This window comes from Natrinema salaciae (assembly GCF_900110865.1).
Lineage (GTDB): Archaea > Halobacteriota > Halobacteria > Halobacteriales > Natrialbaceae > Natrinema > Natrinema salaciae.
In genome coordinates this window covers 93627-117837 of sequence record NZ_FOFD01000003.1, presented here as the reverse complement: position 1 = coordinate 117837, position 24211 = coordinate 93627, and the positions used below count along the sequence as shown (strand labels likewise).

The 24211-nt window shown below is 63.2% G+C and carries 21 protein-coding genes; 12 read left to right on the top strand and 9 right to left on the bottom strand.

What is annotated here, in order from left to right; genetic code table 11:
* Positions 1 to 21: 21 nt before the first annotated feature.
* From BMX07_RS10070 to hjc, 3 genes are all read left to right on the top strand, one after another.
* Positions 22 to 840 carry a CPBP family intramembrane glutamic endopeptidase gene (locus BMX07_RS10070; protein ID WP_090617398.1) on the top strand — a complete coding sequence of 273 codons (819 nt, stop codon included), beginning with the start codon at positions 22 to 24 and terminating at the stop codon, positions 838 to 840.
* Positions 841 to 1023: 183 nt separating this feature from the next.
* On the top strand, positions 1024 to 1374 hold the full coding sequence (locus tag BMX07_RS10065; protein WP_245742089.1) for a DUF7344 domain-containing protein: 351 nt from the start codon (positions 1024 to 1026) through the stop codon (positions 1372 to 1374).
* Between the two features lie 201 nt (positions 1375 to 1575).
* Complete coding sequence (hjc, locus tag BMX07_RS10060) at positions 1576 to 2097, top strand: Holliday junction resolvase Hjc (RefSeq protein ID WP_090617395.1); 522 nt, start codon at positions 1576 to 1578, stop codon at positions 2095 to 2097.
* Between the two features lie 61 nt (positions 2098 to 2158).
* Here hjc and BMX07_RS10055 read toward each other — a convergent pair whose 3' ends face one another.
* Together BMX07_RS10055 and BMX07_RS10050 are read right to left on the bottom strand one after the other, a co-directional pair.
* Positions 2159 to 3997, bottom strand: a complete 1839-nt coding sequence (locus BMX07_RS10055) for an acyl-CoA dehydrogenase family protein (RefSeq protein WP_090617394.1) — start codon at positions 3995 to 3997, stop codon at positions 2159 to 2161.
* Between the two features lie 93 nt (positions 3998 to 4090).
* Positions 4091 to 4729 carry a hypothetical protein gene (locus BMX07_RS10050; protein ID WP_090617393.1) on the bottom strand — a complete coding sequence of 213 codons (639 nt, stop codon included), beginning with the start codon at positions 4727 to 4729 and terminating at the stop codon, positions 4091 to 4093.
* Between the two features lie 198 nt (positions 4730 to 4927).
* Here BMX07_RS10050 and BMX07_RS10045 point away from each other — a divergent pair, with 198 nt between their 5' ends.
* Together BMX07_RS10045 and BMX07_RS10040 are read left to right on the top strand one after the other, a co-directional pair.
* On the top strand, positions 4928 to 5194 hold the full coding sequence (locus BMX07_RS10045) for a DUF7472 family protein (protein WP_090617392.1): 267 nt from the start codon (positions 4928 to 4930) through the stop codon (positions 5192 to 5194).
* A 41-nt stretch (positions 5195 to 5235) separates the two neighbouring features.
* Positions 5236 to 5616: a hypothetical protein gene (locus BMX07_RS10040; RefSeq protein WP_090617391.1), complete on the top strand. Its 381-nt coding sequence runs from the start codon at positions 5236 to 5238 to the stop codon at positions 5614 to 5616.
* Here the strand turns inward: BMX07_RS10040 and priL are convergent, their stop codons facing one another.
* The gene (gene priL / locus BMX07_RS10035) at positions 5617 to 6702 is read right to left on the bottom strand and encodes a DNA primase regulatory subunit PriL (protein WP_090617390.1); all 1086 of its coding nucleotides are present in this window, start codon (positions 6700 to 6702) and stop codon (positions 5617 to 5619) included.
* Positions 6703 to 6950: 248 nt separating this feature from the next.
* On the opposite strand from priL, the gene BMX07_RS10030 reads away from it, so the two are divergent.
* Positions 6951 to 7820, top strand: coding sequence for an alpha/beta fold hydrolase (locus tag BMX07_RS10030; protein WP_090617389.1), 870 nt, complete (start codon positions 6951 to 6953; stop codon positions 7818 to 7820).
* A 26-nt stretch (positions 7821 to 7846) separates the two neighbouring features.
* Here BMX07_RS10030 and BMX07_RS10025 read toward each other — a convergent pair whose 3' ends face one another.
* From BMX07_RS10025 to BMX07_RS10010, 4 genes are all read right to left on the bottom strand, one after another.
* Positions 7847 to 8152: a HalOD1 output domain-containing protein gene (locus BMX07_RS10025; protein ID WP_090617387.1), complete on the bottom strand. Its 306-nt coding sequence runs from the start codon at positions 8150 to 8152 to the stop codon at positions 7847 to 7849.
* 439 nt (positions 8153 to 8591) lie between these two features.
* Positions 8592 to 12473, bottom strand: a complete 3882-nt coding sequence (locus tag BMX07_RS10020; protein ID WP_245742088.1) for a S8 family serine peptidase — start codon at positions 12471 to 12473, stop codon at positions 8592 to 8594.
* Between the two features lie 369 nt (positions 12474 to 12842).
* Positions 12843 to 13586, bottom strand: a complete 744-nt coding sequence (locus tag BMX07_RS10015; protein ID WP_090618407.1) for a DNA polymerase sliding clamp — start codon at positions 13584 to 13586, stop codon at positions 12843 to 12845.
* Positions 13587 to 13679: 93 nt separating this feature from the next.
* Complete coding sequence (locus BMX07_RS10010; protein WP_090617384.1) at positions 13680 to 13865, bottom strand: hypothetical protein; 186 nt, start codon at positions 13863 to 13865, stop codon at positions 13680 to 13682.
* Positions 13866 to 13903: 38 nt separating this feature from the next.
* On the opposite strand from BMX07_RS10010, the gene BMX07_RS10005 reads away from it, so the two are divergent.
* Complete coding sequence (locus tag BMX07_RS10005) at positions 13904 to 14677, top strand: 23S rRNA (uridine(2552)-2'-O)-methyltransferase (RefSeq protein WP_090617382.1); 774 nt, start codon at positions 13904 to 13906, stop codon at positions 14675 to 14677.
* A 2-nt stretch (positions 14678 to 14679) separates the two neighbouring features.
* On the opposite strand, the gene BMX07_RS10000 is transcribed toward BMX07_RS10005, so the two are convergent.
* Positions 14680 to 14856, bottom strand: a complete 177-nt coding sequence (locus BMX07_RS10000) for a ribbon-helix-helix domain-containing protein (protein ID WP_090617380.1) — start codon at positions 14854 to 14856, stop codon at positions 14680 to 14682.
* A 119-nt stretch (positions 14857 to 14975) separates the two neighbouring features.
* Positions 14976 to 17315 carry a twin-arginine translocase subunit TatC gene (locus BMX07_RS09995; protein ID WP_090617379.1) on the bottom strand — a complete coding sequence of 780 codons (2340 nt, stop codon included), beginning with the start codon at positions 17313 to 17315 and terminating at the stop codon, positions 14976 to 14978.
* Between the two features lie 697 nt (positions 17316 to 18012).
* On the opposite strand from BMX07_RS09995, the gene BMX07_RS23730 reads away from it, so the two are divergent.
* From BMX07_RS23730 to nasA, 5 genes are all read left to right on the top strand, one after another.
* Positions 18013 to 18798, top strand: coding sequence for a hypothetical protein (locus BMX07_RS23730; RefSeq protein ID WP_139210853.1), 786 nt, complete (start codon positions 18013 to 18015; stop codon positions 18796 to 18798).
* A 61-nt stretch (positions 18799 to 18859) separates the two neighbouring features.
* Positions 18860 to 19033 (top strand): hypothetical protein, encoded by a 174-nt coding sequence (locus BMX07_RS24825; protein ID WP_217643680.1) that lies wholly within the window; start codon positions 18860 to 18862, stop codon positions 19031 to 19033.
* A gap of 123 nt (positions 19034 to 19156) precedes the next feature.
* Complete coding sequence (locus BMX07_RS23725) at positions 19157 to 19927, top strand: helix-turn-helix transcriptional regulator (protein WP_139210852.1); 771 nt, start codon at positions 19157 to 19159, stop codon at positions 19925 to 19927.
* 279 nt (positions 19928 to 20206) lie between these two features.
* Positions 20207 to 21289, top strand: coding sequence for a twin-arginine translocase subunit TatC (locus BMX07_RS09990; RefSeq protein WP_090617377.1), 1083 nt, complete (start codon positions 20207 to 20209; stop codon positions 21287 to 21289).
* 355 nt (positions 21290 to 21644) lie between these two features.
* Positions 21645 to 23825: an assimilatory nitrate reductase NasA gene (nasA, locus tag BMX07_RS09985; RefSeq protein ID WP_245742114.1), complete on the top strand. Its 2181-nt coding sequence runs from the start codon at positions 21645 to 21647 to the stop codon at positions 23823 to 23825.
* Positions 23826 to 24211: the final 386 nt, after the last annotated feature.

Below are 24211 nucleotides of genomic sequence, written 5' to 3'. Positions count from 1 at the left end.
CGCCCGGCCGTAGCTGGACCCATGGAAACACCCGCTCGCGACCGTCGCACGGATCGCGATGCTGCGCCGCTGCGATCGACGCTTGTCGCCATCGGCCTGACGATCTTCGGCGTCATCGTCGCGCCGAACGTCACGACGCTGCCCGCGTTTCTGTTCGATCCGGCATTGCTCAACGCACCGGCGGAGGCGTCGATCGCCGGTCGAACGGCGCTTTTGACCCTGAACTTCGTCGGCATGATCCTGGCCGGCGCTATCTATCTGATCGTTACCGACCGCGGCTGGTCGTACGTCGATCTCCGAATGCCCTCGAAACGAGGCTGGATGTACGTCGGCGCGGGGATCGCCAGCATGATCGTGTTCTACATTCTCGTGAACGTCGTCGTTACCGTTCTCTCCTTGCCGTCCGCGGAGAACGAGGTGATGCGATACATCGAGAACGATCAGATGATGGTCCTGATCATGATCGGCATCGTCTTCTTCTTCAACGCACCGGCCGAGGAGTTTCTCTTCCGGAACATCGTCCAGAAGCGCCTCTACGACGCGTTCAGTCAGACACAGGCGATCGTTATCGCCAGCGCGATCTTCGCGCTGATCCACTTCGCCTCCTACGCCTTCAGTTCGACATCGCTGCTCGCGACCTCAGTGCCGATCATGACCGTTTTCGGCGGCGCGCTCATCTTCGGCTACCTCTACGCGAAAAGCGAGAACCTCCTCGTTCCGATTGCCGCCCACGCCACGTTCAACGGCATCCAGTTCGCCCTGTTCTACATCGCGCTTGAGTACGATCTCGAGGAGGCGGCGCCGACCGGTGAAGCGATTCTCGCGGCGGTCCCGCTGTAGCTGTAGCCGTCGTCGTCACCGTTATCAGGGCCGTGACACGGGGACGGGTTTGGAATCCGAATATCGATCGAAACCGAAGCGGACGGAGTGAGAAGTAGACGTGTACGTATATTTGCATCTCAGATCGTTACACCTTGATAGGATAGGAAGCGGCACTCTCGGTCTGAGATCGGTTTCTCACGTATGGAACGGACGGAAGCGTTTAGACTCCTCGCCAGCGCTGACCGTCAGCTTCTCCTCCACGAACTCTGCAAGCAGGACGGCGAAGCTACTGTGAGCGAACTCGCAGAACGGGTCGCCGCTCGAAGACATCAAATCTCACTCGACAAGATCAGTGACGAGCACCGTGAACGCGCCTCCATTCGGCTGCACCATACTCATCTGTCACAGTTAGCGGAAGCCGACGTTATCAGCCACGACGCGAGCGACGAAACGGTTGTTCTTCACGACGACGAGCCCGTAGACGATCTGTTTGACGCTGCTGCGGAGATAGCAGATGGCCCCGAACGATCTGCTAGAACACCCGTCTCATAGCAGGTAGTTAGGTAATACTCGTTCCGTCACGATCGATGCAGGGCCGGTAGTTCCGTTGGTGGTTGTACTGAACCCGGTTTTCGCACCCCGACGTTCGATACCGGGATGAATTACCGTCCCCACCCTCGAGGGGCGACCACTTTCACCGCGCCATCCATCGCCGTCCGGTCCTTTATTATCGCCCGCGGAAGAGAGGGCGGTATGTCTCAGGCGAAGGGCGACCGACGCGAGCGGGAACTCGTCAACGCGCTCGACGAGGCCGGCTTCGCGGTGATGCGTGCGCCCGCGAGCGGATCCGCGACCGAACGCGAACTCCCCGACGTACTCGCCGGCGACGGCGAGCAGTTCTACGCGATCGAAGCGAAGTCCAGCGCCGGCGATCCGATCTATCTCACCGGCGAGGAGGTCGAGGCGCTGACCTTCTTCGCGCGAAACTTCGGCGCGAAGCCCCGGATCGGCGTCCGCTTCGACCGCGAGGACTGGTACTTCTTCCACCCCGGCGACCTCCACGTGACGGACGGCGGGAACTACCGCGTCAAGAAGGAAACCGCCCTCGCGGAGGGCACCGACTTCCCCGAGTTCACCGGGCGGTCCGAGAAGGTGACGCTCGAGGAAGTCGCCGACGGCGGCGACGACGGCCCGGACGAGGACGTTCTCCGCGTGCTGAACGCGGTCCAGCAGGGCGTCATGGACGTCGACGAGGCGGCGTCGCTGCTCGAGTGACGCCCGCCAGTGCACCCGAGACGGATCGCGGGTCGCCGAACCTGACTGTCAGCCGACCGTCTCAGTCGTCCGCCGTGACCGTCTGCGAGAGGTCGTCCGGATCGACCGGCGCGTGGTGAACGATCGGCTCGAACGCCTCGAGAACGAACCGATCGCCGCCGGTGATCCCGCGCGCCTCTCGCGTTTCGAGTTCCGTCGTGACGAACCGCCGTGCGACCATCGCCGTCCGTCCGTCCCCGTTCTCGAGGCTGGTCTGTGCCTCCTCGAGCAACAGCGCGGCGGTGAACACCTCGAAGACGTAGTGGGCGAGGCGCTTGGCCGAGAGCTGGGCGTACTCGGAGTCCTCGCCGGCCAGCGCGATCAGCGCCCCGGCCAACTCCTCGTACTCGTCGGCGACGGTGTCGGCCGCGTCCGCGAGCGCGGGATGGGTGACGGCCTCGAGTCGCTCCTCGACGACGCGCGTGAACGGTTCGTGGGCGTCCTCGCGCTCCATGGCGCGGATCGCGTCGAGCGAGAGGACGTTCTCGGTTCCCTCCCAGATCGGCAGCACCTGTGCGTCCCGGAGGAGGCGGTTGGTGACGAAGTCGTCGACGTAGCCGTTTCCACCCTGAATCTCCATCGCGTAGGAGGCGGTGTCGACGGCCATCCGACCCGTCCGGAGCTTGGCGATCGGGATCAGCAATCGCAGCAGTCGGTAGGTGTCGTCGGCGTCGTCGCTCTCGCGGTCGTTTCGTCTCGCTCGCTCGCGCTCGGAGAAGAGCCGGCCGACCTCGTGGACGTACGCCGTCGCGGCCTCGTAGTCGACGGTCATGTCGACGAGGTCCTCGCGCATCAGCGGGAACTCGTCGACCGTCTTTCCGAACGCCTCCCGGGTGGCGGCCTGAACCCTGCTCTCGAGCAGGGCCCGTCCCATGACGCCACAGGAGGCGGCGGCGTTGGCGAGCCGCTCGAGGTTCAGCATCTCGGTCATCTGTTCGAAGCCCGCCTCCGTCTCGCCGACGAGGAAGGCTTTCGTGTCCTCGAACTCGACTTCGCCGGTCGGAACGGCGATCGTTCCGAGCTTGTCCTTCAGCCGACGGTACCGCTGGTCGTTTACGGCGTCGCCCGGCGGTGCTCCCTCGAACGCCCGCCGATCGCCCTTCGTCATGACCCCGTCGTCGGGGTCGCTGTGGGGGACCAGGAACATCGAGAGCCCCTCGGTTCCCGCTGGCGCGTCCGCGGTTCGGGCGAGCGCGAGCGTCCCTTCGGCGTCGACGTTCGAGCAGAACCACTTCTCGCCGGTAAGCCGCCAGCAGCCGGCCGTCTCGTCGTATCGCGCCGTCGTCTCGTTCGCCCCCACGTCGCTGCCACCCTGCTCTTCGGTGAGGAACATCGCGCCCTCGATCAACCCGTCGTAGTCGCGGCTGACGAGCCCCCGGTAGTAGGGCTCGAGGTCACCGTCGTCGAAGCGTTCGAGGACCAGCGCCGCGCCGGCGGTCATCGCGACGGGGCAGCCGAAGCCGGCGTCGGCGTAACACAGCAGGTGCAACATCGCCAGGAAGTGACTGATCGGCATCGGCTCGTCGCGGCCGGGCGGGGCCTCGAACGCGTCGGCCACGATACCCGCCTCGTAGACCAGTTCGTCGCTCTCGAGTTGCTCGGCGGGATACCGGACGGCGTTCTTCACGTCCCCGTATTTGTCGTAGGTCTCGAGTTCCGGCCCGTGGTCGTCGACGTAATCGGCGTTGTCCGCGACGGTGTGGCCGATCAGTTCGCCGAACTCGGTGAGCCGGGGCTCGGCCCAGTCGTACGTTTCGGTATCGGTCACTCGACGCAGTTCGCGCTGGAGCGTGCGGTCGAGTTTCCAGTAGTTCACGTGCCGTCCCTCGTCGAACTCCCCGTAGTCGATGCCCGTACCCATGGTTCGATCATCGGTACCAGTACACAAGAAAACGGGCGGTACCAACCTGCGACGCGTTGGAAGGGGTTTCCGCCGGTGTTTCGACGGCCAGCGTTACGCGGATCGGGCGTTCGATGCCTTCTCGAGGCGGGTCCGCGGGAAGACGTAGACCTTCAGTGACGAGGGGACGACGCCGTTTCGGGCCACGGTGGCGTGATGGTAGACCGCCCCGACGACCGGAACGTCGGGGTCGTAGTCCTCGTTCGTCCCGTACTCGGCGACGGTACAGCCCGCCGCCTCGAGTTCGACGGCGTCGGCCCGCAGTTCCGAGACGTCGACGACGGTGAGGCGGTCGCCGGTCTCGCGGTCGACGACGGTGTCGCCGGGGCGGATCGCGTGCGACTCGCAGTAGAACGGGGCGGTCGCGTCTTCGTCGACGAAGATCGTCTCGCCACAGTCGCGACAGTCGACCGCGATCTCCCCCGGCGGCGGGGTCCGTCCCTCCGTGATCTCGATCGCGACCCGGCGAACGTGTTTGCAGCGGGCCTCGCGGAAGACGTGATCCGGACAGGTGCACCTGCCCGCCTCGAGATCGACGAGATAGGTGTGATCGCTCGCGGACTCGACCTCGTAGAGGCCGTCGCCGAGCGCCAGGACGGACATCGGTTCGACGCGCGCCCGGCGCGATCGCTTCGTGAGGTGTTGTGCTGACGGTACTGGGAGCGGTGCTTTCGGTGACGCTGTTGTTTTCATAGGTGCGTCGAGTGGAAATCGATGGTCGGCTGGCTATTCGTCGTCCGTAGGGTGTCGATCGCAATAACGAGCGCGCCTGAACACGCAAGGGTGGCGTTTATGTAGCGATCACCGCCGTGGGGCGATCGCACCCGACCGACCGCCGCTCGAGGCCCCCTTCGAAGCGCTTTTCACCGGGCCGGCGAAAGCGATCAGTCAATGGTCGAACGCGAACAGGTCATCGAAATCGTCGTCTCCGCCGGTGCCGTCCTCGGAATGCTGGCGGCTATGATCGTCGTCGGCTCCACCTACGGAACCGATAACGGCACGCTCACGCCAGCGGGCGGCCAGATGCTCATCGCGGTCATCGTCGGCTTCATTCTCCTGCTGACCGCGATCGGTATCGGCCTCGCGTACGTGCTGAACGATCCCGAGGACGGCCTCGAAACCGACGGCGACGGCGACGACGCACAGGGAACGTTCTGAGGCGTCGTCACGCTTTTCACCTTGGGACGTTGAACTGTCGTATGGGTAGTATTGACGACGACGGTGGCTCCCCGTCCCGATCGCCGCGTCGGCGGATCGCCGTCTCGTTCGTCCTCCTCACGCTCTGTGCTCCGCTTCTCGCAGGGGTCGCATTCCTCGCCGGACCGGCGGTCGCGGGCGCAGCCGTTGGGCTCGTGGTTCTGGTCGGACTCCTGATCGCGCTCTCGAGACGACGGACGGCGGCGACCGATCCCGGGCGCGAGACCGACGGCCGATCGACCGTCTGGAACGCGATTCCGCCCTGGCAGTACGACGGGCGACACGCCGAAACCGGCGGTCTCACTCGCGGCGAACAGGAACGGGCGATACGAGACGTCCGGGAACGGGCCGACGACCTGTCCGAGGACCCGACACGGAAGTAGTCAGTCGTCGCTCGCGGACTGTTCGTCGTCCCCGTTCTCCCGCCAGTCCTCGAGTTCCTCGTCGTCGGCGTCGTCGATCCGCCGTTCGTAGTAGGCCATCGGATGGGGAATGCGCTCACAGAGGTCGTCCTTGTTCACGCAGTCGCCGTACGACTGCATCGTCGCACAGGAGGGCGCGGAGTACTCCGTGGGCGAACTGTCGCCGCGGATGTGGTCGGTCTGGTAGCGAGTCATCTCCTCGCCGAACGACGAGTTGATCCGATAGAGGTCGACGATCTCGTCGGTCGACATCCCGATACTCGTCAGGAAGGCGGTGATCGCGAAGCGGGAGTGGTGTGGCAGGTGCTCGCCCTTCTGGATCTGATCGAGCAGCGCCTTCATACACGGCGGAAACAGGTCGGGAACGACGGTATCGATGTCCTGGGTGAGATCCAGCTCGGCCAGCACCGACCGGATCTCCTCGTCGTCGTCCGCGAGCGCGGTCGCGATGGTGTCGGGCACGTCGAAGGGGAGTCCGTCCTCGATGCGACCCCGAATCGCCTCCCGAAGGAGCGTGAGAAGCTCGTCCTCGTCGACGGGCACCTCGCCCGCCTTCAGCGGCCGATTCACGAGCCGCCACTCGTCTTCCCACAGATCTTCGGCCAGCGGGAGGTAGGTGCCGACGTCGATCCGGTAGCCGCTGTCGGCCACCTCGCGGACGTCCTCCCGGAGGTCGAACTCGGCGAGCAGGTCCGCGAGCTCGAGTCCCGTCGATTCGACGCTTTTCAGTTCGGTGTCGTCCGCCATATCGGCGGTGAACCGCTCGTAGGCCGTCGCGGCCTCGGCGCGGGCGTACTTGCGCACGAGGACGCGCTCGCCGACCATCGAGACGAGCACCCGCGCGACCGGGTACGAGAGCAACTCGATTCGCGGATCGCGGTGTGGCTCCCCGATCGCCCCCGACTCGAGCGCGGTAACGACGCGTTGGCGCGCCCGATCGACGACCGCCCGGTCCTGCTCGACGACGGTCGCGAGATCGACCGCTTCCGTCGCGACCGACTCGCGGGCCGCCTCGAGAAACGGGTACCGAGCGTGGAGTCGCTGCATCGGTAAGACGATATTACTCCGACGGGATAAACGCGCTGATTATCCCAATCACGTTTTATCACGGCCGTCGGTCGGGGCGACTCGTCGGAGAACCGATCCACGCGGTCACCGCCGGAATCCGGACGCCACGACGGCGGTAACAACGTATTACCGACGATCCCCGCCGATTCGGCCTCGCGTCCGATCGCCGACCGCCGTCTCCTGTCGCGAGGATCGATTTCAAGGGCGTTCGATACGTCGTCTCGGGTATGCCACAGGCGACGAGGGACGGCGTGTCGATCTACTACGAGTACGAGCGGCGCGAGGGCGACGGGCGCGCGCCGGTCGTGTTCGTACAGGGACTCGGGTTCGGGCGGTGGATGTGGCGCTGGCAGCGCGAGGCCGTCGCCGACGAGTACGATATCGTCGCCCCCGACAACCGGGGAACCGGCCGTTCGGACACCGGCCTGCCGCCGCTGGTTCCGCGCCTCCCCGGCAGGCTCCGCGCGCTCGTGCTGTTCAAGCTGGCCGGCTACTCCATCGGCGGCCTGGCCGCCGACCTCGAGGCAGTCCTCGACGACGCGGGGATCTACGACGCACACGTCGTCGGCGCGAGCATGGGTGGGATGATCGCCCAGCGCTACGCGCTCGAGTACTCTCGGGCGAAGACGCTGACGCTGTGCTGTACGACCCACGGCGGTCCCGACGCGGCCCCGGTGCCCGACGAGACCCAGGAACACATGTTCGACGCGCCCGACGGGGCGAGCGAGCGGGAGACGCTCCGTCACCGCATGCGGCCCGCGTTCAACGACCGGTTCACCAATCGGAACCCGCACCTCATGGATCGGATCATCGAGTGGCGGCTGGAACAGGACGCGGACGACCCCGCTCGAGAGGCCCAGGCCGCCGCCGTCTTGAACTTCGACGTCAGCGACCGTCTCGAACGCGTCCGCGTGCCGACGCTGATCCTCCACGGAACGAACGACCGGGTGGTCCCCGCCGAGAACGCGCGGCTGCTCGAGGAGAAGATCGCCGATAGCCGCGTCGAACTCGTCGAGGGCGGCTCCCACCTGTTCTTCATCGAGGACGCCGACGCGGTCAACGAGACGGTGCTGTCGTTCCTCGACGAGCAGGAGTAGCGGTGTCGCTCGAGGCACCAGCGGCGTCAGTTCGCGGTCGCGGCATCCCGGAGCCGGATCTCGCCGTCGCTTCGAACGCCGACGTCGAATCCCTCGTAAGTGAACCACACCTGATGGCTGCCGGCGTCGCAGACTCGCTGGGCGTGCTCGATGAAGGAATCGAGTGCGTCCGGTTCGACGACGTCGTAGAGGGGAGAGAGATCGGCCGGCTCCACCCCACTGACGGCAGCGACCGCATTTAGGACGGCTTCGCTCGCGCGATCATCGGCGCGATCGAACGTCGTGACGAAGTCACCGTCGCGTCGATCGGGGGAGGCGTTTCCGGAGGGCATAGACCAGCTACAGCGGCGATACCGGTAGCCGCGATCCTTTGCATATTCCGTCATTAAGTCACGGTCGCATCCGTCGTGCCGTTCGAGCCGGACTCGAGACACCGTCCGTAGCGTGCCCGCGAGCCCGGTCGCCGCTCGAACGCGGTGCTTCCGATTCAGCCACACCTCGAGCGGAGCGCGTTCCGGCGAGCACCGCAGAACGCGGCCGCCGGAAGCGGTTGCTACCGGCGTGGCGACCCGTTACGGGCGCTGCAGGACGACGAACGCAGCGACCGATGGAGCATCATCTTGGAGTGAACTGCGACACCGCTACCGACGGCGATCGCGGAGAGTCCTACCGCGAGTACGACCGCCTCTTCCGCGATGTTCCTGTCGATCGGACTCCCCTGTTGTCTCGCGTCTCAGTGTGACTCTCCGAGAACGAACAAACCGACGAGTACTACGCGGCGATCGGCGTCAGCGAGGCACTCCGGTCGCTCGCTCCGATCGCGGCCTCACTCGCAGTGCCGTTCTCGTCGGTGACCGTGACGTTCACGATCTCGCTATCGTCCGGAGTGAAGACGCCGATCTGACTGTCGCCGGTGACCTGTTCGTCGATCACTTCGGACTGAATTTCGATCGTCGTCGTGGCACCGGGCGCGAGTTCGACGACCGTACTGTTGATCGCGACGACGTCGTCGCTCAGCCGCGCTCGCGTCCCGTTTTCGAGACCGGGCCCGAACTCGACTTCGACGATCTGCGATGCCCGTTCGGTGCCCTCGTTCTGGAGTTCGTACTCGACCGTATACTGCTCTCCGACACTGAGGGTCGTCTCGTTCACGGTGATGTCCGTGACCTCGAAGAAGGTCTTCGCCTCGAGTTCGACGGTGTCGTTCTCGCCGAGGCTTACGGTCTTGTTTTCGAAGCCGTCGGCGGTGACGATGGCCTCCTGCTCGACATCGGTCGGGAGTGGCGGAAGCGTGAACGTCCCGTCGGCGCCCGTCGTCGCCGAGACGGCGGTTCCCGTGACGTGAACCGTCGCACCTGCGACGGGCGCGCCGTCGACGCGTCGCTCGACGGTTCCGGTCCGCCGCTCGGCGTCGATTCCGAGGTCCTCGTACGCCGAGTCGAGGGTCGTTCCCTCGTCCACGTTGGTTTCGAGCTGGCCGTCTGCCGACGCGTACACGAAGTAGCCGGTGAACGGATTGACCGCGTTAGTGGTTTTTTCGAAGATCCCGACTCCGGCGAACCCGCTCTCGGGAACCATCTTCGAGCCGGGTTCCCGCTGCATCCGGAACACGCCGAGGGTGGCATCCGAATCGTGCTCGAACGCCGCCTCGGGGTCGTCATAGGCGGCCGGTGCGACGAAGTTCCAGCCCTTTTCGATGTCACGCGGTTCCGTCACTCCGTCGCCGGTACCGGGCGTCCCGGCGAATTCGACGGTCACCGTCGTGTCTTCGAACGGCGTAACGAGCAGCGCGTCGAGTGGCTCGAGCTCGTCGTCCGGGCTCGGTTGGACCCAGCGGTTCGTCGTTTCGTTGTACATGAGGACCGTGGCGTTGGTCTCCTCCGGAACGACGTCACCGACGGTGCCACCGTCGACCGGGCCCGGGAGCCCGACCGAGTAGGTCTTCCCACCCTCCATCGAGAGTTCGAACGTCGGATCGCTGCCGACCGCGAGATCTCGTTCGACCGGCTCGAGATCGTCGTTGAACTGGACCGTCGCGCTCGCCGGCCCGTAGCTGGCCGCGTCCGCAGTGACCGTCCACTCGCCCGGCGCGTCGACGATGATGCTGTACGCGCCGGAACTATTGGTCACGGCACTGAGCTGGGTGTCGCCGTTCGTCGCCGTCACCTCGATTCCGGGCAGCGGCTCGCCCGTGTCCGCGTCGGTCACCGTGCCGTTGAGTTCGCCGCCGACGATCTCGGTGGAGAACCGCTCTTCTTGGATCTGTGTCAGCGTTTCGTTGACCAGCACGAACCGGTGGTCGACGGTTTCGCCAGTGTCGGCGATGTACGACCAGGGTGCCGGCGTGCCGTCACCGAAGGAGAGCGTGCGATTGTACGTCGCGGTCTCGCCCGGCTCGAGTTCGTACTCGTCGGAGGAGAAGTCCCCGATCGGCGTCTTCCAGATCACGGTGCCGGTCTGGGTCACGTCGTCGTCCGTGTTTTTGACGACGACCTCGCCCGGTGCGATCTGCTCGCTGGCGAGTGCCTCCTCGACGATGTCAGTCTCGACGATCCGAAGCGGGTCGGTCTCCGTGACCTCGGTAACGACGGTCGTCGGACCGGTCGTGACCGTTTCGGTCGTCCCGTCGCTCCCGGTGAACGTGTGTTCGAGCGCGATCGTCTCGCCCGCGGTGTTCGCTCCGTCGACGGTGACCTCGAGCACTGCGGGCGTCGCGGTCAGCGGCTCGTCGAACGCGACGGTGTCGCCCAACACGTCCGATTCGATTCCGGCGAGGTCCACGGTTACGTTCGATTCGTCGACGGTCGATTCGTTGGCCAGCTCGACGGTGAGTTCGTCGACGTGGGCAACGTCGACCGCGACCTCGGCCGTGCTTCCCACTTCCAGTTCACGGGGCTGTCCCCGAACGAGCTCGAGTTCGAACTGCTCCGCGAGGACGATGTCCTGCTCGACCGGCTCGCTCGCGTCGATCGTCTCGGTCGTCTCCTCGTACCCGAACGCGCCGGAGACGGTCACCTCGTGTTGGCCTTCCGTGACGTCGAATTCGAAACTCCCGTCGGCGGCGTACTGTGTTCGATCGGCGTCGTCGATCGTGACTGTGGGCCCGCTTCCGTCCGGGACCCGGTCCGAGCGGTCCGCGATCGGTTCACCGTCGCTGTCGACGACCGTTCCGTCGATCCGGCTTTCGTTTGCCAGCGCTGCCGACGCTGCGTACGCGTCGACGATGCCGTACCCGTACCGGACGTCGCGTTCGTCGTCAGCGAACAGGTTCTCGTACTGTGCGTCGCTGACTTCCGCCGCGTCTGCGGCGACCTGCTTACTGATCCTGTCGGGAGCCGGCTTCGTCGCCGTCTCCTCGAGGAGCGATTTCATTTCGTACGGATCTTCGACACCTTGGGCGGCCAGGAGCGCAGCCACGCCGCTGGTGTGTGGCGCAGCCATACTGGTCCCGGAGAGTTCCGCGTAGGTATCGTTGCCGCCGAGGTAGGAACTCCGGACGTCCACGCCAGGTGCGGAGACGTCGGGCGTCGCGTACGATTCGGGCCAGTCGTCCGGTGCAATGGGACCCCAGTCCTCGTCAGTGTTAACCGTCGCACCGGTCGAGAACTCGGCGATCTGCTCGTTCGCGTCCGTCGCGCCGATCGCCAGCGAGTCGTAGACGTTCGCCGGCGTTCCTTCGGAACCCGGGCCGTCGTTCCCGGCGGAACTGACGACGAGCGTGCCCGCCTTCTGGGCGTTCCGTATCACGTCGACGTATATCGCGGCGAACCCGCCGCCGCCGAGGCTGAAGTTCGCTACGTCGGCGTCCTGCTCGACCGCTTCCTGCATGCCGGCGACGATCGCCGCGAGCGTCGTCGACTGTCGATCGGGCATGCCCGGGAAGACGTTGATCGGGATCAGCTCCGCGTCGGGTGCGACGCCGATCCGCTGGCCGTCGGCGGAGCCGCCCAGAATCGTCCCTGCGACGTGGGTCCCGTGTCCGTTCCGATCGTAGGGCTCGCTCTCGATTTCACTCCCGTCGAAGTCGAACTCCGCCCAGTTGTCCTGGATCTCGTCGCGACCTGCGAACTGCTCGTGCGAGGCTGCGAGCCCGGTGTCGACGACGGCGACCGAGACGCCCTCGCCGGTCGCGTCGAAATCTTCCCAGACTTCGGGTGCGTTCACCTGATCGAGGCCGTACGTGACCGTCGAGCCGTTTGTCGACCCGCTGTTCACATCCGGTTCGACGAGTTCGACCTCGTAGTTCGGGTGGAGTTCGGTGACTCCGTCGATCCGTGCGAGTTCCTCGAGATCGACCTGCGTCGTGTCGACTTCGACGAGGACCGCGTTGGTGAGCCAGAACTCCGTGACGATCTCGACGCCAGCGACGCCCTCAGCGTACGTTTCGATCGTCCGTTGTGTCGCCGTCGCCTCCCGTTTGAGCGCGGCCGCGCTCTCAGCGTCGGTTGCGGTTGCGAACTGCGACACCTCGGCGTCCATGCGCACGAACACCTCGACAGTGTCCGTCGACGCCGCTGACTGCTCGAGTTCCGACTCGATCTGAACGTCCTCTCCTGACTGCGTCTGTACGTCGGAGATCGTGACCGTTTCTCCCTCCGTCCCGGTATTCGCGCCCGTGAGACCTCCTGTTGCCACGGCGACTGGAGATGTCACCAACAACAGGGACACGAGCACTACGAATACAGTCGTTCGGCTGTCACCGTATGTCATCGTTACAAATAGAAATAGGATATTGTTATAGACAATAAAATTGTGCAATCCGGAAAATACATATTACTAACATCTGTTGGGGTTGAATACTGAATCAGTATACTGAAACCATTTAACGTACGGTAGACCCTCAGATTGGGGGTCGATCGAATTCGACCGACAACCGACGCATCGCCGAGAGACGGAACGCCGCCTGACGCTACGCGTGGAAAACGGAGTCAGCCCTCCCGACGATCACAGTCGCACAGTAGCTACCGCTCGAGAAAACCGTGGTTCCGGAAAATCGGTGCTACTGCTCGAGTGACGCGGTCGTCAGTCGCTCTGAATGCGCGGCGCGAGCATGTAGGTGACCTGTCCCTGCCCCTCGGCGAAGCCGAAGTAGATCTTGACGGGGAACTCCTCGCCGAGATCGAGCGTGACCTCGGTATCCGTGGGGATCGCCTTGTTCATGTCTTTGAGGTAATCCAGCGAGAACAGCGAGTGAGCGGGGCCGACCTGCAGATCGATCAGATCCTCCTGCGTGAGTTCGAGGTGGACGTCGTCGGTGTCGCCCTCCGCGTTGACGTAGAAGTACTCCTCCGTTTCGTCGACGCCGAGCGCGATGTGGTCCGACACCATGTCGGCGGCGGTCACCGAGCGGTTGACGTCTTTCCCCTCGAGGACGACCTCAGCGGGTAGATCGAGGTCCGGGATGTCCGGCTCCTGGCGGATCGAATCGGGGTCGATGAGCGCGAGCGTGTACTCGAGCCCGTCGATCTGGATGTGGAGCTTCCGGGTCTCCTCGTCGAGTTCGAGCTGGATGAGCTGGCCGGATTCGGCCATACCCGCGATATCCTCGAGCCGCGAGAGGTCGACACCGATCAGGCCGCCGTCCGCTTCGTAGGACTCGAACGCAGCCGCATCGAGCGAGAGGTCGACCATCCCGACGTTCGCGGGGTCGACGGCCCGGATCTCCAGTCCGTCTTCCTCGAGGTGGATCTTGCACTCGTCGACCAACACGCTCACCGAGTCGAGCGCGCTGGTGAGCGTTTCGGCGCTCACGATGGCCTTGAACATATAGGTCGGCGTACGGACGGTCGGCATAAAAAGCCACCCTTTACGGCCAGCCGGCGCGCAGTCGGCCGGTTCCGCGGCGACGTCGGGATGGGATCAGTACTCGTCGCGCAACCGGATTTCCTCGACGGTGATCTCGCCGCTCGCGGCGTCCCGGTCGCGTCTCGGTGTCCGCTCGAGTCGCGTCCCCGCCGACGACTCGCCGGTAGTTCGAGAGACGGGTGTCGCCTGCTGTCGGCCGCTGCCGTCGATAGCCGCTCTCTCCGTCCACTCTCGCCACACCTATCCGTATCGGGCGACTAGCGCTTCCAAGACCGATCATGGCCCGAGACCACTACTACAACAAAGCGAAACAGGAGGGCTACCGCTCTCGAGCGGCCTACAAGCTCAAGCAACTCGACGACCTCGAGAACGTGATCGACCGCGGCGACACGGTCGTCGACCTTGGCGCGGCCCCCGGCGGCTGGCTCGAAGTCGCCGCCGAGGAAGTCGGCCCGGAGGGGAACGTCATCGGCGTCGACTTCCAGCGGATCAAGGCGTTCGACGACCACGACAACGTCGAGACGCTGCGCGGCGACATGACCGAGGACAAGACCCGCGACCGAGTCATCGACGCCGCCGGCGGCTCCGTCGACGCGGTCATCTCGGACATGGCACCCAACATGTCCGGCGAGTACTCGCTGGACCAGGCCCGCTCGCTGCACCTCGCGCGGCAGGCCTTCGAGACCGCACTCGAGCTACTCGACAGCGGCGGGGACTTCGTCGTGAAGGTCTTCGAAGGGCCGGACGTCGACGACTTCCGGGCGGACGTCGAAGCGGAGTTCCAGTACGTCCGCGCGACCTCGCCGAAGGCCAGCCGCGACGAGTCCTCCGAGGTCTACTTCATCGGGAAGGGGCGGCTCACCGCCTCGGTGCGACCGGGCGACGAACTCGAGGTCGAGATCGAAGACGTCGGCAGCGAAGGCGACGGCATCGCGTCGGTCGACGGCTACCGGCTGTTCGTGCCGGGCACCGAGGTCGGCGAAACCGTCGCCGTCCGCGTCGAGGACGCGAAACCGAACTTCGGGTTCGCCCAGCGTCTGGATCGGGACTGACCTCACTCGTCGGTCTCGAGACGATCGTGCCGTTTGTCGATCTCGTCTAGAATATCCAGATTCTTGCGTATCGAGGATCGGATCGCGTCGCTGCGGTTGACGAACTTGCCGTCCTCGCCGACGTGGTCGTCCAGATCCTCGAGGAGTTCCTGCGGGATTTCGACGCTGATCTTGGGCATCAGTCTGCGTAGGCGTTCGCGCGTCCCCGACTTAACGGTACTTGGTCGCACGGTCCCACGAGGTGATCTTGGTCGCACGGGTCTCCGAGGTCGCGGCGGTTCCGATCGTCGGCGCGCCGTCACTCCGCTGCGGTCGCGCCGGCGTCGTCGGGCTCCGACTCGGCCGCCGACCCGCCGCCGCCGCCGAACAGCCGGCCGCCGGCGGTGAGGACGTAGAGGACGGCGAGCCCGATCAGATACGTGAGCGAGATCGGGATCGAGAACAGCAACATCATGAGCACGCCCTTCGGGCTGAAGAAGGCGGCGAGCGTGAAGATGCCGACGACGACCGGCCGCCAGCGCTCGAGCATCGAGCGGTAGCTGACGATGCCGCCGACGTGGAACAGCGCCATCGTGACGATGATGTTGAACAGGAAGCCGATGCCGACGGTGGTGAAGATCACGAGCCAGAAGAAGCTCTTGATCCGGTAGGAGACGACCATCCCGTTGTTGATCGCGTCCGAGACCAGATACGAGATGATCGTCGGCGCGACCCAGAAGAACCCGAGGTAGGTCCCGACGGCGAAGCCGGCCAGCAGGCCCCCGCCCCAGACGACGAACGTCCGGCGGTCGCCGTAGACCAGCCCGCGCTCCTTGGCGGGTGGCCAGGCGTAGTACAGTATCACCGGTAAGGCGGCGACGAGGCCGGCGAGCGCGCTCACCTTCGCCTCGAAGATGAGCACCTCGACGGGGTGCAGGGCGACGACGATGTCCATCTCCGTGATGAGTTCCTGGAGGGTCAGCGTGCTCGGATCGACGCCCTCGCCGACGATTTTCTCGAGCACGTGTCGGGGAACCCGATCGAGGAAGAGCCTGAGCACGGCCCCGATACCGCCCGAGTAGAGCCAGAAGAAGGTGCCTCCCATGACGAGCATGAACAGCCCCACGATGCGGAACACCTTCGAGGTGAGGCTGTTGAAGACGAACGCGATGTCGTAGGCGTAGCCGCCGATGTCGTCCTCGGTGGTCTCGTCCTCGGTGAACGGATCGAGCATGCCGGCCGCGGTGTTCGCGAAGAGGCCGCCCTCGTCGTCGCCCGCAGCGCCGCCGGATCCCGCCGCGCCCGCTGTGGCCGCGTCGCCCGACGCCGTCCCGTCCTCGTCCTCCATCGCGTCATGAATCGTGTCGAAGCGATCGAGGATGGCCTGGGCCTTCGCCCGGTCGTCGTCGTACATCGCCTTCCGGGAGTACTCGAGGGCGTCCTCCTCGCTCATGCTCCGGAAGACGGTCGTCGAAACGTCGTCGATGTCCTCGACGTCGAGCGTCTCGAAGTCGACGTCCTCGTGGGTGTCCGCGCGTCGGATGTCGTCCTGTCGCGGGTAGACCGGCTGCTGGAGCACGTAAATCGTGTAGCCCAGCAGGACGACGAAACCGGCGGCGGCGGACACGATCAGCCCGACCGTAATCTCCCCGAAGAGCCCGTTCGCGTTCGCCGTGGCCTCGAGTCCGAAGGTCCCGCTGGGTCGCACCGGTGACGGGAAGACCGGGTAGACCGACTCGTGGAGGTAGCCGAAGCCACCCTGATTGACGGCGGCGGTGATCGCGGCGGCGACGACGACGAGTACGCCACCGAACTGGAGGAGGCGGCGTTTGATGTGGGCCGTCCCCGCGCCGTCGGATTTCGCCGCGCCGCGCCGTCGGACGTTGGTAACGACCTTGGAGAGCCCGAGGCTGAAGACGTAAAGGACGACCATCGGCATCGCCCACATGACCTGCGTGAACGGGTCCGGCGGCGAGGCCACGGCACCGAAGATCACGATCCCGACGACGGCGTGGCGCCACTTGTCGCGGAACGTCTCGTAGGGGATGATCTCGGTGTAGGAGAGCACGCCCATCAGTAGCGGGAGCTGGGCGGCGAGGCCGAACGACAGCGTCAGCAGCGCCATGAACTCGGTGAACTCGGTGATGCCGTAACTGGGTTTGATGCCGGCGCTGACGGCGTTCCCTGCCAGGAAATTGAACGCGAAGGGGAAGAAAATGTTGTAGGCGTAGACGACACCGGTCACGAACAACGACAGCGACATGATCACGATACCGGCGATAAGCTCCCTCGAGATCGGGACGGCGCTGTCGTAGCCGCGACGGTGGAGCGCCTTTCGAGAGAAGAAAAGGAGGGCGGGGATCGCGAAGACGGCGCCGACGATCATCCCGATCTTGGCCTGTAACAGGATCACCTCGAACGGCGTTCGGGTGATGATGTCGGTCGAGCCGGCGATCTCCTCGCTCATCTGTCCCTTCGCGGTCGCCTCGAGGAAATCCCAGACGAACATCCGAAGCGCGTAGAACGAGGAGACGAAGCCTACGAGAAAGACGATGAACACCTTCTGGAGGTGTTGCTGAGCACCCGAGAGCAACGCGCCGATCGTCTCCCGGCCGGTGTTGAGGGCTCGGGCGGTGTCCTCGTCGACGGCAGAACTCATTGGGTAGGGGTAACTGACATCCAGTTATCAACCTTTCGAGTGGGTGTGTGGATGGCGTTCAGATATGGATAAAACGTGAGACGTTTTCTAAGCACCTATCTCGGATGTCGCTACCTTTCGCGGCAGTGTTGACCAGACTGAATCGGATTTTATGAAATTAAAAGCACCATCGAAGCTATAGTCGCTACAGTGAGTCTGTGTGCCCTGATCGCATGACGCATTGTGTTCAGTGTACAACCCATTTCACCGGCTACTATAGTCGAATATATGGTGTTCCTTGCTGCTGGACGCCCTCCCTCAAACTTCTTTGCAATGTAGATATTGAGGCAGTTGATAATTGGCTTTGAGTATTCAGCTTCACATAGTACTATAGTAGTCGTTGAAACGATTTACTCACTGCTCGCACTTGAGCGGCCAGCACGAACGATGCTGGCCGCTGCTTCGCGAGCGGGAGTGCAATAGACTTTCAACATCTACTATAGCGTGTTTGAACACTGTAGATTCAAGCAGCCAATCCTTTTTCGTCAATAAAATAGTGGCACGGTCGCGGCTTCCAACACCTGAATAACGTATCAAAAGATGGTGGTCTAATCATCCATTCAGACTATAATCAGACCATTACATATTAATCATATTGTGGTTTATTTGTCTACAATTAAGTTATTGTAGTAGTCAAAGTATCAGTTGGAAGAAGACAATGAAGAACGATCAAAATCAGACCCGTCGACGAACCCTGAAAATGGCCGGTTCCTGCCTTGCAACAGTTGGTATCATTGGAACCACTAGTGCTAAAAAAGCAAGCTCAGATCCATTAGATAATATAGATTCGAAAGTATTAGAAGCGTATAATGACCATGGTGAAGATGGTCTGCACGAGGTAATGGAGGATTCTGGGTACAATTATGTGGTCTCAACGACAACAGAGACATTAGAGTCAGAAAATGATTCGGAGTTCAGTCCCCAAGCACATTATAAAAAGCCTACAGCGAACTTCCTCATTAATGCGTTCAACGATCCGAAAGGAGAGGAACGGATTCGAGTACAAGTAATCACAACGCTGGACGTTGCAGTTATATCCCCTGGGTTCGGGACCTGGGCAGACGACGTTATCACAATCACTTATGACGGTAATGAGTGGACAAACGTTGGTGAATCAAGCCTACGAACAAGCCCGTCTGAGGACAGTTCAATCGAACTCTATCCTGACTCAATAAGCAATGGAGGGGTTGGAGCCCTTGTTGATTTGGAAAAAATCTATCCAGATGCCTCTCAAAGCGTGCTATTAGCTCAGTCTCTAAACAACCTCAATGGCAATCCAGGAACGATCTATGGAAGTTATGTCCACGCTTGGTCTGCCAACCCAACCAGTGTAACTGTCGATAGTATTGAGGGTGGAGCGGGGCCAGCTTCTGTCTCTTTCGGCGGTATACTGGAGGGCGATTGGCAAATCACCGATGACGAAAGCACAGATGACCTCATCTGACAACACGGCTATCAAATCCCTAAAACAATACTATTAAGTCATCTAAATATTCTATCCATATATGGATGAAAAAGAGTGGTTTCTTGGACTGATTGCATACATATTAACAGGAATCGCAATAGAAATTAGTTCTGGCGGATTTATATTATATGGTCTCTCACTATATGCCATCTTGTATTTGCTTGCATTCTATTTGATTGGTTGGCCGATATATAGTTCGATTCGATCAAAGTGATCAAACCTATCTTTGTTATTAGCGATCGAATCAACTCCAGGATCGGAAACACCTGTTAGTGTTGGAATTAAGGCCTTGGTGGAAATCACCATAACTAAGGTCCCAATCTAATAACGCTAATGTATGTCTGATGAGAGAAGGAAACTACACGATGCGGTACACAAACGGAACGAGATTCTAGATATACTCGTAGATGATCCGAAGACGAAAGCTGAATTAATAGATATATGCTCAAAGTCGCGGTCAACCGTTGACCGGGGATTAGAATTGCTTCAAGAAGTGGAATGCGTCGAATACGGAGATGGAAAGTACCACACAACACCCAAGGGTGAAATCGCATTAACAGCATACTCTAGATACACAGACACTATCAATAATATTCAAAAGTCGGGGAGATTGTTAAACACATTCCCTAACGAGAACTCTCTTAACTCTCGGTTCATTCACGAAATGGATGTCCACCAAGCAGATCCCAAAATACCCGATCTAGCTCTCGAGCCAATCAGAGAAATATTGCGAGAGTCCACCCGACTGTTGGGGCTAGTGCCAACAGTCCACTTATCGTATACAAGAGTTATTGAGGATGCGATCAACCAGAGTGAGACTTCGGTAGAGCTCATCATCGAAGACCATCTGTTTAGTACTCTGCAAAACACTAACGCATACGAATTTGATAGAATCCTCGATAATGATCGAACATCTATTCAAATATACAACGGTGCACTTCCCTACTCTCTATGGATTATGACATCTGAAAACGACACCTACGCGGGCATAATTGTACATAAAGATGGAGGAATAAAAGGCGTCTTAATAAATAACACATCCGAAGCAATTAGCTGGACTCGTAACGTGTATGAACACTACAAAAACGAAGCGACTATTGAACAATGAAATTCTACAGAACGTCTTCAGGAATCTCGAGTCGAATACTAAACTCCCTTAGCCCACTCGGCGTCCGTTTGTTTTCCACATCTCTAATCGAATACCGCTATTAGACCCAGTATGGCGACTGAATTCCGTCATGGATGCTCCGAATTCGACTTCACAACTTCCGAAACGTATCTGAACTGCACTGGCATGCGGTCCGAGGCTCCCTCGAGCGGCCTTCTCACTTTCGGGGGTGTTCGTAAGAAAAAGGCCTATAACCGGTGGCCTATCAATATCCCGTAGATGGCGGACGAGCCGACGGACGATGAGGACGCCCCGAACCTCGGAGACCGATGGGACGACGCCGATGAGCGACCGCTCCCCGAGGACGACTCCGGGTTCCTTCCCGCGGACGACGAGACCCCGTCGTTCGTCGGTCCCGACCCCGAGCCGTCGACCGATGCCGTCGACGAGGGTTCGGCGCCGGCATCGTCGGCCGACGTCGACGCTGACAGTTCGAATCCCGAGCCGTCGGCCGATGCCGCGGCGGCGGGCGCTCCGGACCTCGAGACCGACGGCGAGGGCGTCGTCGGTGACCGCCACGATCCCGACCCCGAGCCGACCTATCCCGATCCGGACGACGACGTCGGCGGCATCTCGACGCCGCCGGACGACGAGGAGATGCCGCTGGCCGATCACATCGAGGAGATGGTCCTCCGGCTGGCGGTCGTCCTCCTGTTCGGTGCCGGCGGGACGGCGATCGGGATCCTGTGGGCGTCCCAGGCCATCGAGTTCGTCTGGTTCAACGTCTTTCCCGACGGCGGCAACGCGCCGCCGCCGCACCTCTACAACCCGCTCGAGCTGTGGCTGACCCGGATCAAGATCTCGTCGCTACTGGGGATCATGATCGCACTGCCGGCGTTCGTCTACGAGTGTTACCTGTTCATGCGGCCGGGGCTGTACCCCAACGAGCGGAAGTACTACCTCGCGGCGGTTCCGACGAGCGTCGTTCTCGGCGCGGTCGGCATGCTGTTTTCGTACGTGCTCGTGTTGCCCATCCTGTTCGAGTACTTCACGTACTACGCCGAGGGAAGTGCGGAGATCGCGTACGCGCTCGGCGACACGTTCAACCTGATCATCACGCTCACCGGCTTCCTCGCGATCGTCTTCCAGATTCCGCTCTTCATCATGCTGGCGATCATGCTGGGCGTGACGACCCGCCGCTGGCTGGCCCAGAAGCGGCTGTACTTCTGGGCGGCCTTCGCGGCGCTCTCGTTCGCGTTCACGCTGGATCCGACCGGGATGGCACCCATCCTCGTCGCCGTCACGATGATCCTGCTGTTCGAGGGGACGCTGCTGGTCCTCAAGTGGGTCGGGCGGGAGTAACCGCCCCGCGGCCGAGTTCGGATCGCGTGATCGCTTCTCCTGCCGGCTGCAGCGTGGCCGCGACCGACTCGAGGCCGTTGACATTCGTCCGGACTGCGGACGACTTCCCGCCATATAATGGCCTTATATTGTCCCTATCCGTCCGCATATTGCGGACTCCCGCCCCTTCGTCCGGGAAAAATCACTGTTCGTAAACGATCACCGTTTAGTAGTTGCATATGTTTTCCGTATCTGTGACGCGCTGAATGATAGCTCGAGAATTTCTTTCGGATGGGCGTGATTGTAAATCGCATGCTCCCGTTCGCTCCGACTCGAGGGGGTGGGAGCCGTGACCGAACTCGTGCCGACCACGTGTATGCGGTGTGCGGTCGGTTGTGGTCACGTCCAGCAGGCCCCCGAACGGGAATACGGCCTCGAGACCGTCCGCGGCGACCCCGGCCACCCGGTCAATCAGGGGCTGGCGTGTCAACGCGGCGTCAGCGAGACCGCGCATCCGGACGGCGAGTGGCTGACCCGGCCGCTCGAGCGAAAGGGCGACGACCTTGTGCCGACGACCTGGGAGTCGGCGCTGCAGCGCGCCTCCGAGGGGCTCGGGACCGCCCTCGAGGACGGCGGCGATAGCGTCGCCGTCCTGGGGAGCGGGCAGCAGACCAACGAGGCGGCCTACGCGCTCGGCAAGCTCGCCCGCGGTGGCTTCGGGACCCGGTACTACGACGCCAACACGACGCTGTGTATGGCCTCGGCCGTCACCGCCTACTACGACGCCTTCGGCAGCGACGCGCCGCCGCCGACCTACGACGACATCCCCGACGCCGAGACACACGTCGTCTGGGGCGCGAACCCGGCGGCCGCCCATCCGGTCATGTTCCGCTGGATTCGGCAGTCCGCCGCCGGCGACGATTCCGAACTGCTCGTCGTCGATCCCGTCCACAGCGAGACCGCCGCGGTCGCCGACCACCACGTCCCGCTCGAGCCGGGCGGCGATCTCGCGCTCGCGCGGGCCGTCCTCGCTCGCGTCGTCGAGACGGATCGGATCGACGAGGCGTTCGTCGACGACGCGACGATCGGGTTCGACGACCTCCGCGCGGAACTCCCCGACGCGGCCGACGCCGCGGAGATGGCGGGGGTCTCGATGTCCGACGTCGACCGCCTCGCGGCTGCCCTCGCAGACCCCACGCTCCTGTACTGGGGAATGGGGATCAACCAGAGCGTCAACGGGACGGCGGCGGCCGGCGCGCTGATCGATCTGTGTCTCGCGACCGGCAACCTCCGGCCGGGATCGGGACCGTTCTCGCTGACCGGGCAGGCGAACTCGATGGGAACCCGCGTCTGTTCCTCGAAGGGGTCCTGGCCGGGTCACCGCCCCTTCGCGGATCCGGACCACCGCCGCGACGTCGCCGAGGCGTGGGGCGTCCCGGTCTCCCGGCTCCCCGACGATCCGGGACCGGGGCCGGTCGGCATCGTCGATGCGATCGGCGACGATGTCGATGCGGTCTACGCCGTCGCGACCAACCCCGTCGCGGGCATGCCCGATGCGACGCGCGTCCGCGAGAACCTCGAGGAAGCGTTCCTCGTCGTCCAGGACGCGTTCCGCAGCGAGACGGTCGAGTACGCGGACGTCGTCCTGCCTGCGGCGACCTGGGGCGAGTCCGAGGGGACGACGACCAATATGGAGCGGACCGTCTCCCGGGTCCGGGCCGCGACGGAGATGCCGTCCGGTGTCCGGCCCGATCTCACCCTGATCGGCCAGCTCGCCGATCGGCTCGTCCCCGACCTGTTCGATGACCGGCCCGAACCCGAAGCGATCTTCGACGAGTTCGCCGCGCTGACTGCCGGCACCCCCGCGGACCTCTCGGGGATCAGCTACGACCGCCTCGAGGCCGAACGCGCGGTCCGCTGGCCGGCACCGGAGCCGGACGTTGCGGGCGGCTACCGGTACTACGAGGGCGACGAGGCGGACGACGCGGCCGCTTCCACCCCCGAACCGACGGACGAATCGTGGTCGTTCTACACCCGGTCCGGCCGCGCGCGGTTCTCGTCGGGTACCGCCCGACCGCTCCCGGAGCCGACGGACGAATCGTATCCGTTCACGCTGACGACCGCGCGCCGCCCGGACGCGTACAACACCGGGGTTCGGACCCGCGAGGACGAACCGCCGACGGCCCGGATCAGCCCGGCGACGGCCGCCGCGTTCGCGGATGACCTCGAGGCCCCAGCGGACGGCCGCGAGGATGGCGCGGCGGTGGCAGACGGCCGCGAGAATGGCGCGGCGGTGGCAGACGGCCGCGAGGATGGTGCGGCGGCACAGTACGCTCGCGTCGTCTCGCGCCGGGCGTCGGTCACGGTCAGCGTCGAGCCCGACGCGGCGATCCCCGACGGGGTCGTCTGGCTGCCGATCCACCACCCCGACGTCAACGACCTCACGCTGCCCGACGTCGACCCCCGCTCGAACGAACCGAACTTCAAGCAGTGTGCGGTACGCCTCGAGCCGCCGCAGGAGCGGGACGTCAGGGCGGTCGCGGAAGCGAGCGTCTGACCGGACACGACCGCGAACGCGGCGTCCGTGTCTGCCAGTAGGGACGCGTTCGCGAACCGGGGGAGCCGACGGCGTGCTCGTCGCGGTGCTCCTGTTGACGGGATCGCTGGCGGGCATCCCGTTCGAAGCACGACTCGAGGGCGCTGGCGCGAAGCGGACGGTTCTCACCCGTTCGGGCCGTCGGTCGGCAGGACGGAACCCCACTGGCACACCTGCTCGTTGACTGACGACCTCGCGGTCATCGTGACCGTCTTTCTGTTTGTATTCGCCCAGTCTCGACCCGGGTCTCCCGTGATATACGTCCTAGAACAGGCTATATCTCATTGGAGATGCCGTACCCGAGCCCGAACGCGGCGAGAAATTAGGTATTTGTCAACGATCACCAT

What these genes read in the sequence shown, in the direction of transcription:
- BMX07_RS10070 (WP_090617398.1), top strand. Translation starts at nt 22, where the DNA reads ATGGAAACACCCGCTCGCGACCGTCGCACGGATCGCGATGCTGCGCCG.
- BMX07_RS10065 (WP_245742089.1), top strand. Translation starts at nt 1,024, where the DNA reads ATGGAACGGACGGAAGCGTTTAGACTCCTCGCCAGCGCTGACCGTCAG.
- nasA (WP_245742114.1), top strand. Translation starts at nt 21,645, where the DNA reads ATGCGGTGTGCGGTCGGTTGTGGTCACGTCCAGCAGGCCCCCGAACGG.
- BMX07_RS10045 (WP_090617392.1), top strand. Translation starts at nt 4,928, where the DNA reads ATGGTCGAACGCGAACAGGTCATCGAAATCGTCGTCTCCGCCGGTGCC.
- priL (WP_090617390.1), bottom strand. Translation starts at nt 6,702, where the DNA reads ATGCAGCGACTCCACGCTCGGTACCCGTTTCTCGAGGCGGCCCGCGAG.
- BMX07_RS10025 (WP_090617387.1), bottom strand. Translation starts at nt 8,152, where the DNA reads ATGCCCTCCGGAAACGCCTCCCCCGATCGACGCGACGGTGACTTCGTC.
- BMX07_RS10030 (WP_090617389.1), top strand. Translation starts at nt 6,951, where the DNA reads ATGCCACAGGCGACGAGGGACGGCGTGTCGATCTACTACGAGTACGAG.
- BMX07_RS09990 (WP_090617377.1), top strand. Translation starts at nt 20,207, where the DNA reads ATGGCGGACGAGCCGACGGACGATGAGGACGCCCCGAACCTCGGAGAC.
- BMX07_RS10050 (WP_090617393.1), bottom strand. Translation starts at nt 4,729, where the DNA reads ATGAAAACAACAGCGTCACCGAAAGCACCGCTCCCAGTACCGTCAGCA.
- hjc (WP_090617395.1), top strand. Translation starts at nt 1,576, where the DNA reads ATGTCTCAGGCGAAGGGCGACCGACGCGAGCGGGAACTCGTCAACGCG.
- BMX07_RS10005 (WP_090617382.1), top strand. Translation starts at nt 13,904, where the DNA reads ATGGCCCGAGACCACTACTACAACAAAGCGAAACAGGAGGGCTACCGC.
- BMX07_RS10015 (WP_090618407.1), bottom strand. Translation starts at nt 13,586, where the DNA reads ATGTTCAAGGCCATCGTGAGCGCCGAAACGCTCACCAGCGCGCTCGAC.
- BMX07_RS24825 (WP_217643680.1), top strand. Translation starts at nt 18,860, where the DNA reads ATGGATGAAAAAGAGTGGTTTCTTGGACTGATTGCATACATATTAACA.
- BMX07_RS23725 (WP_139210852.1), top strand. Translation starts at nt 19,157, where the DNA reads ATGTCTGATGAGAGAAGGAAACTACACGATGCGGTACACAAACGGAAC.
- BMX07_RS09995 (WP_090617379.1), bottom strand. Translation starts at nt 17,315, where the DNA reads ATGAGTTCTGCCGTCGACGAGGACACCGCCCGAGCCCTCAACACCGGC.
- BMX07_RS10000 (WP_090617380.1), bottom strand. Translation starts at nt 14,856, where the DNA reads ATGCCCAAGATCAGCGTCGAAATCCCGCAGGAACTCCTCGAGGATCTG.
- BMX07_RS10040 (WP_090617391.1), top strand. Translation starts at nt 5,236, where the DNA reads ATGGGTAGTATTGACGACGACGGTGGCTCCCCGTCCCGATCGCCGCGT.
- BMX07_RS23730 (WP_139210853.1), top strand. Translation starts at nt 18,013, where the DNA reads ATGAAGAACGATCAAAATCAGACCCGTCGACGAACCCTGAAAATGGCC.
- BMX07_RS10055 (WP_090617394.1), bottom strand. Translation starts at nt 3,997, where the DNA reads ATGGGTACGGGCATCGACTACGGGGAGTTCGACGAGGGACGGCACGTG.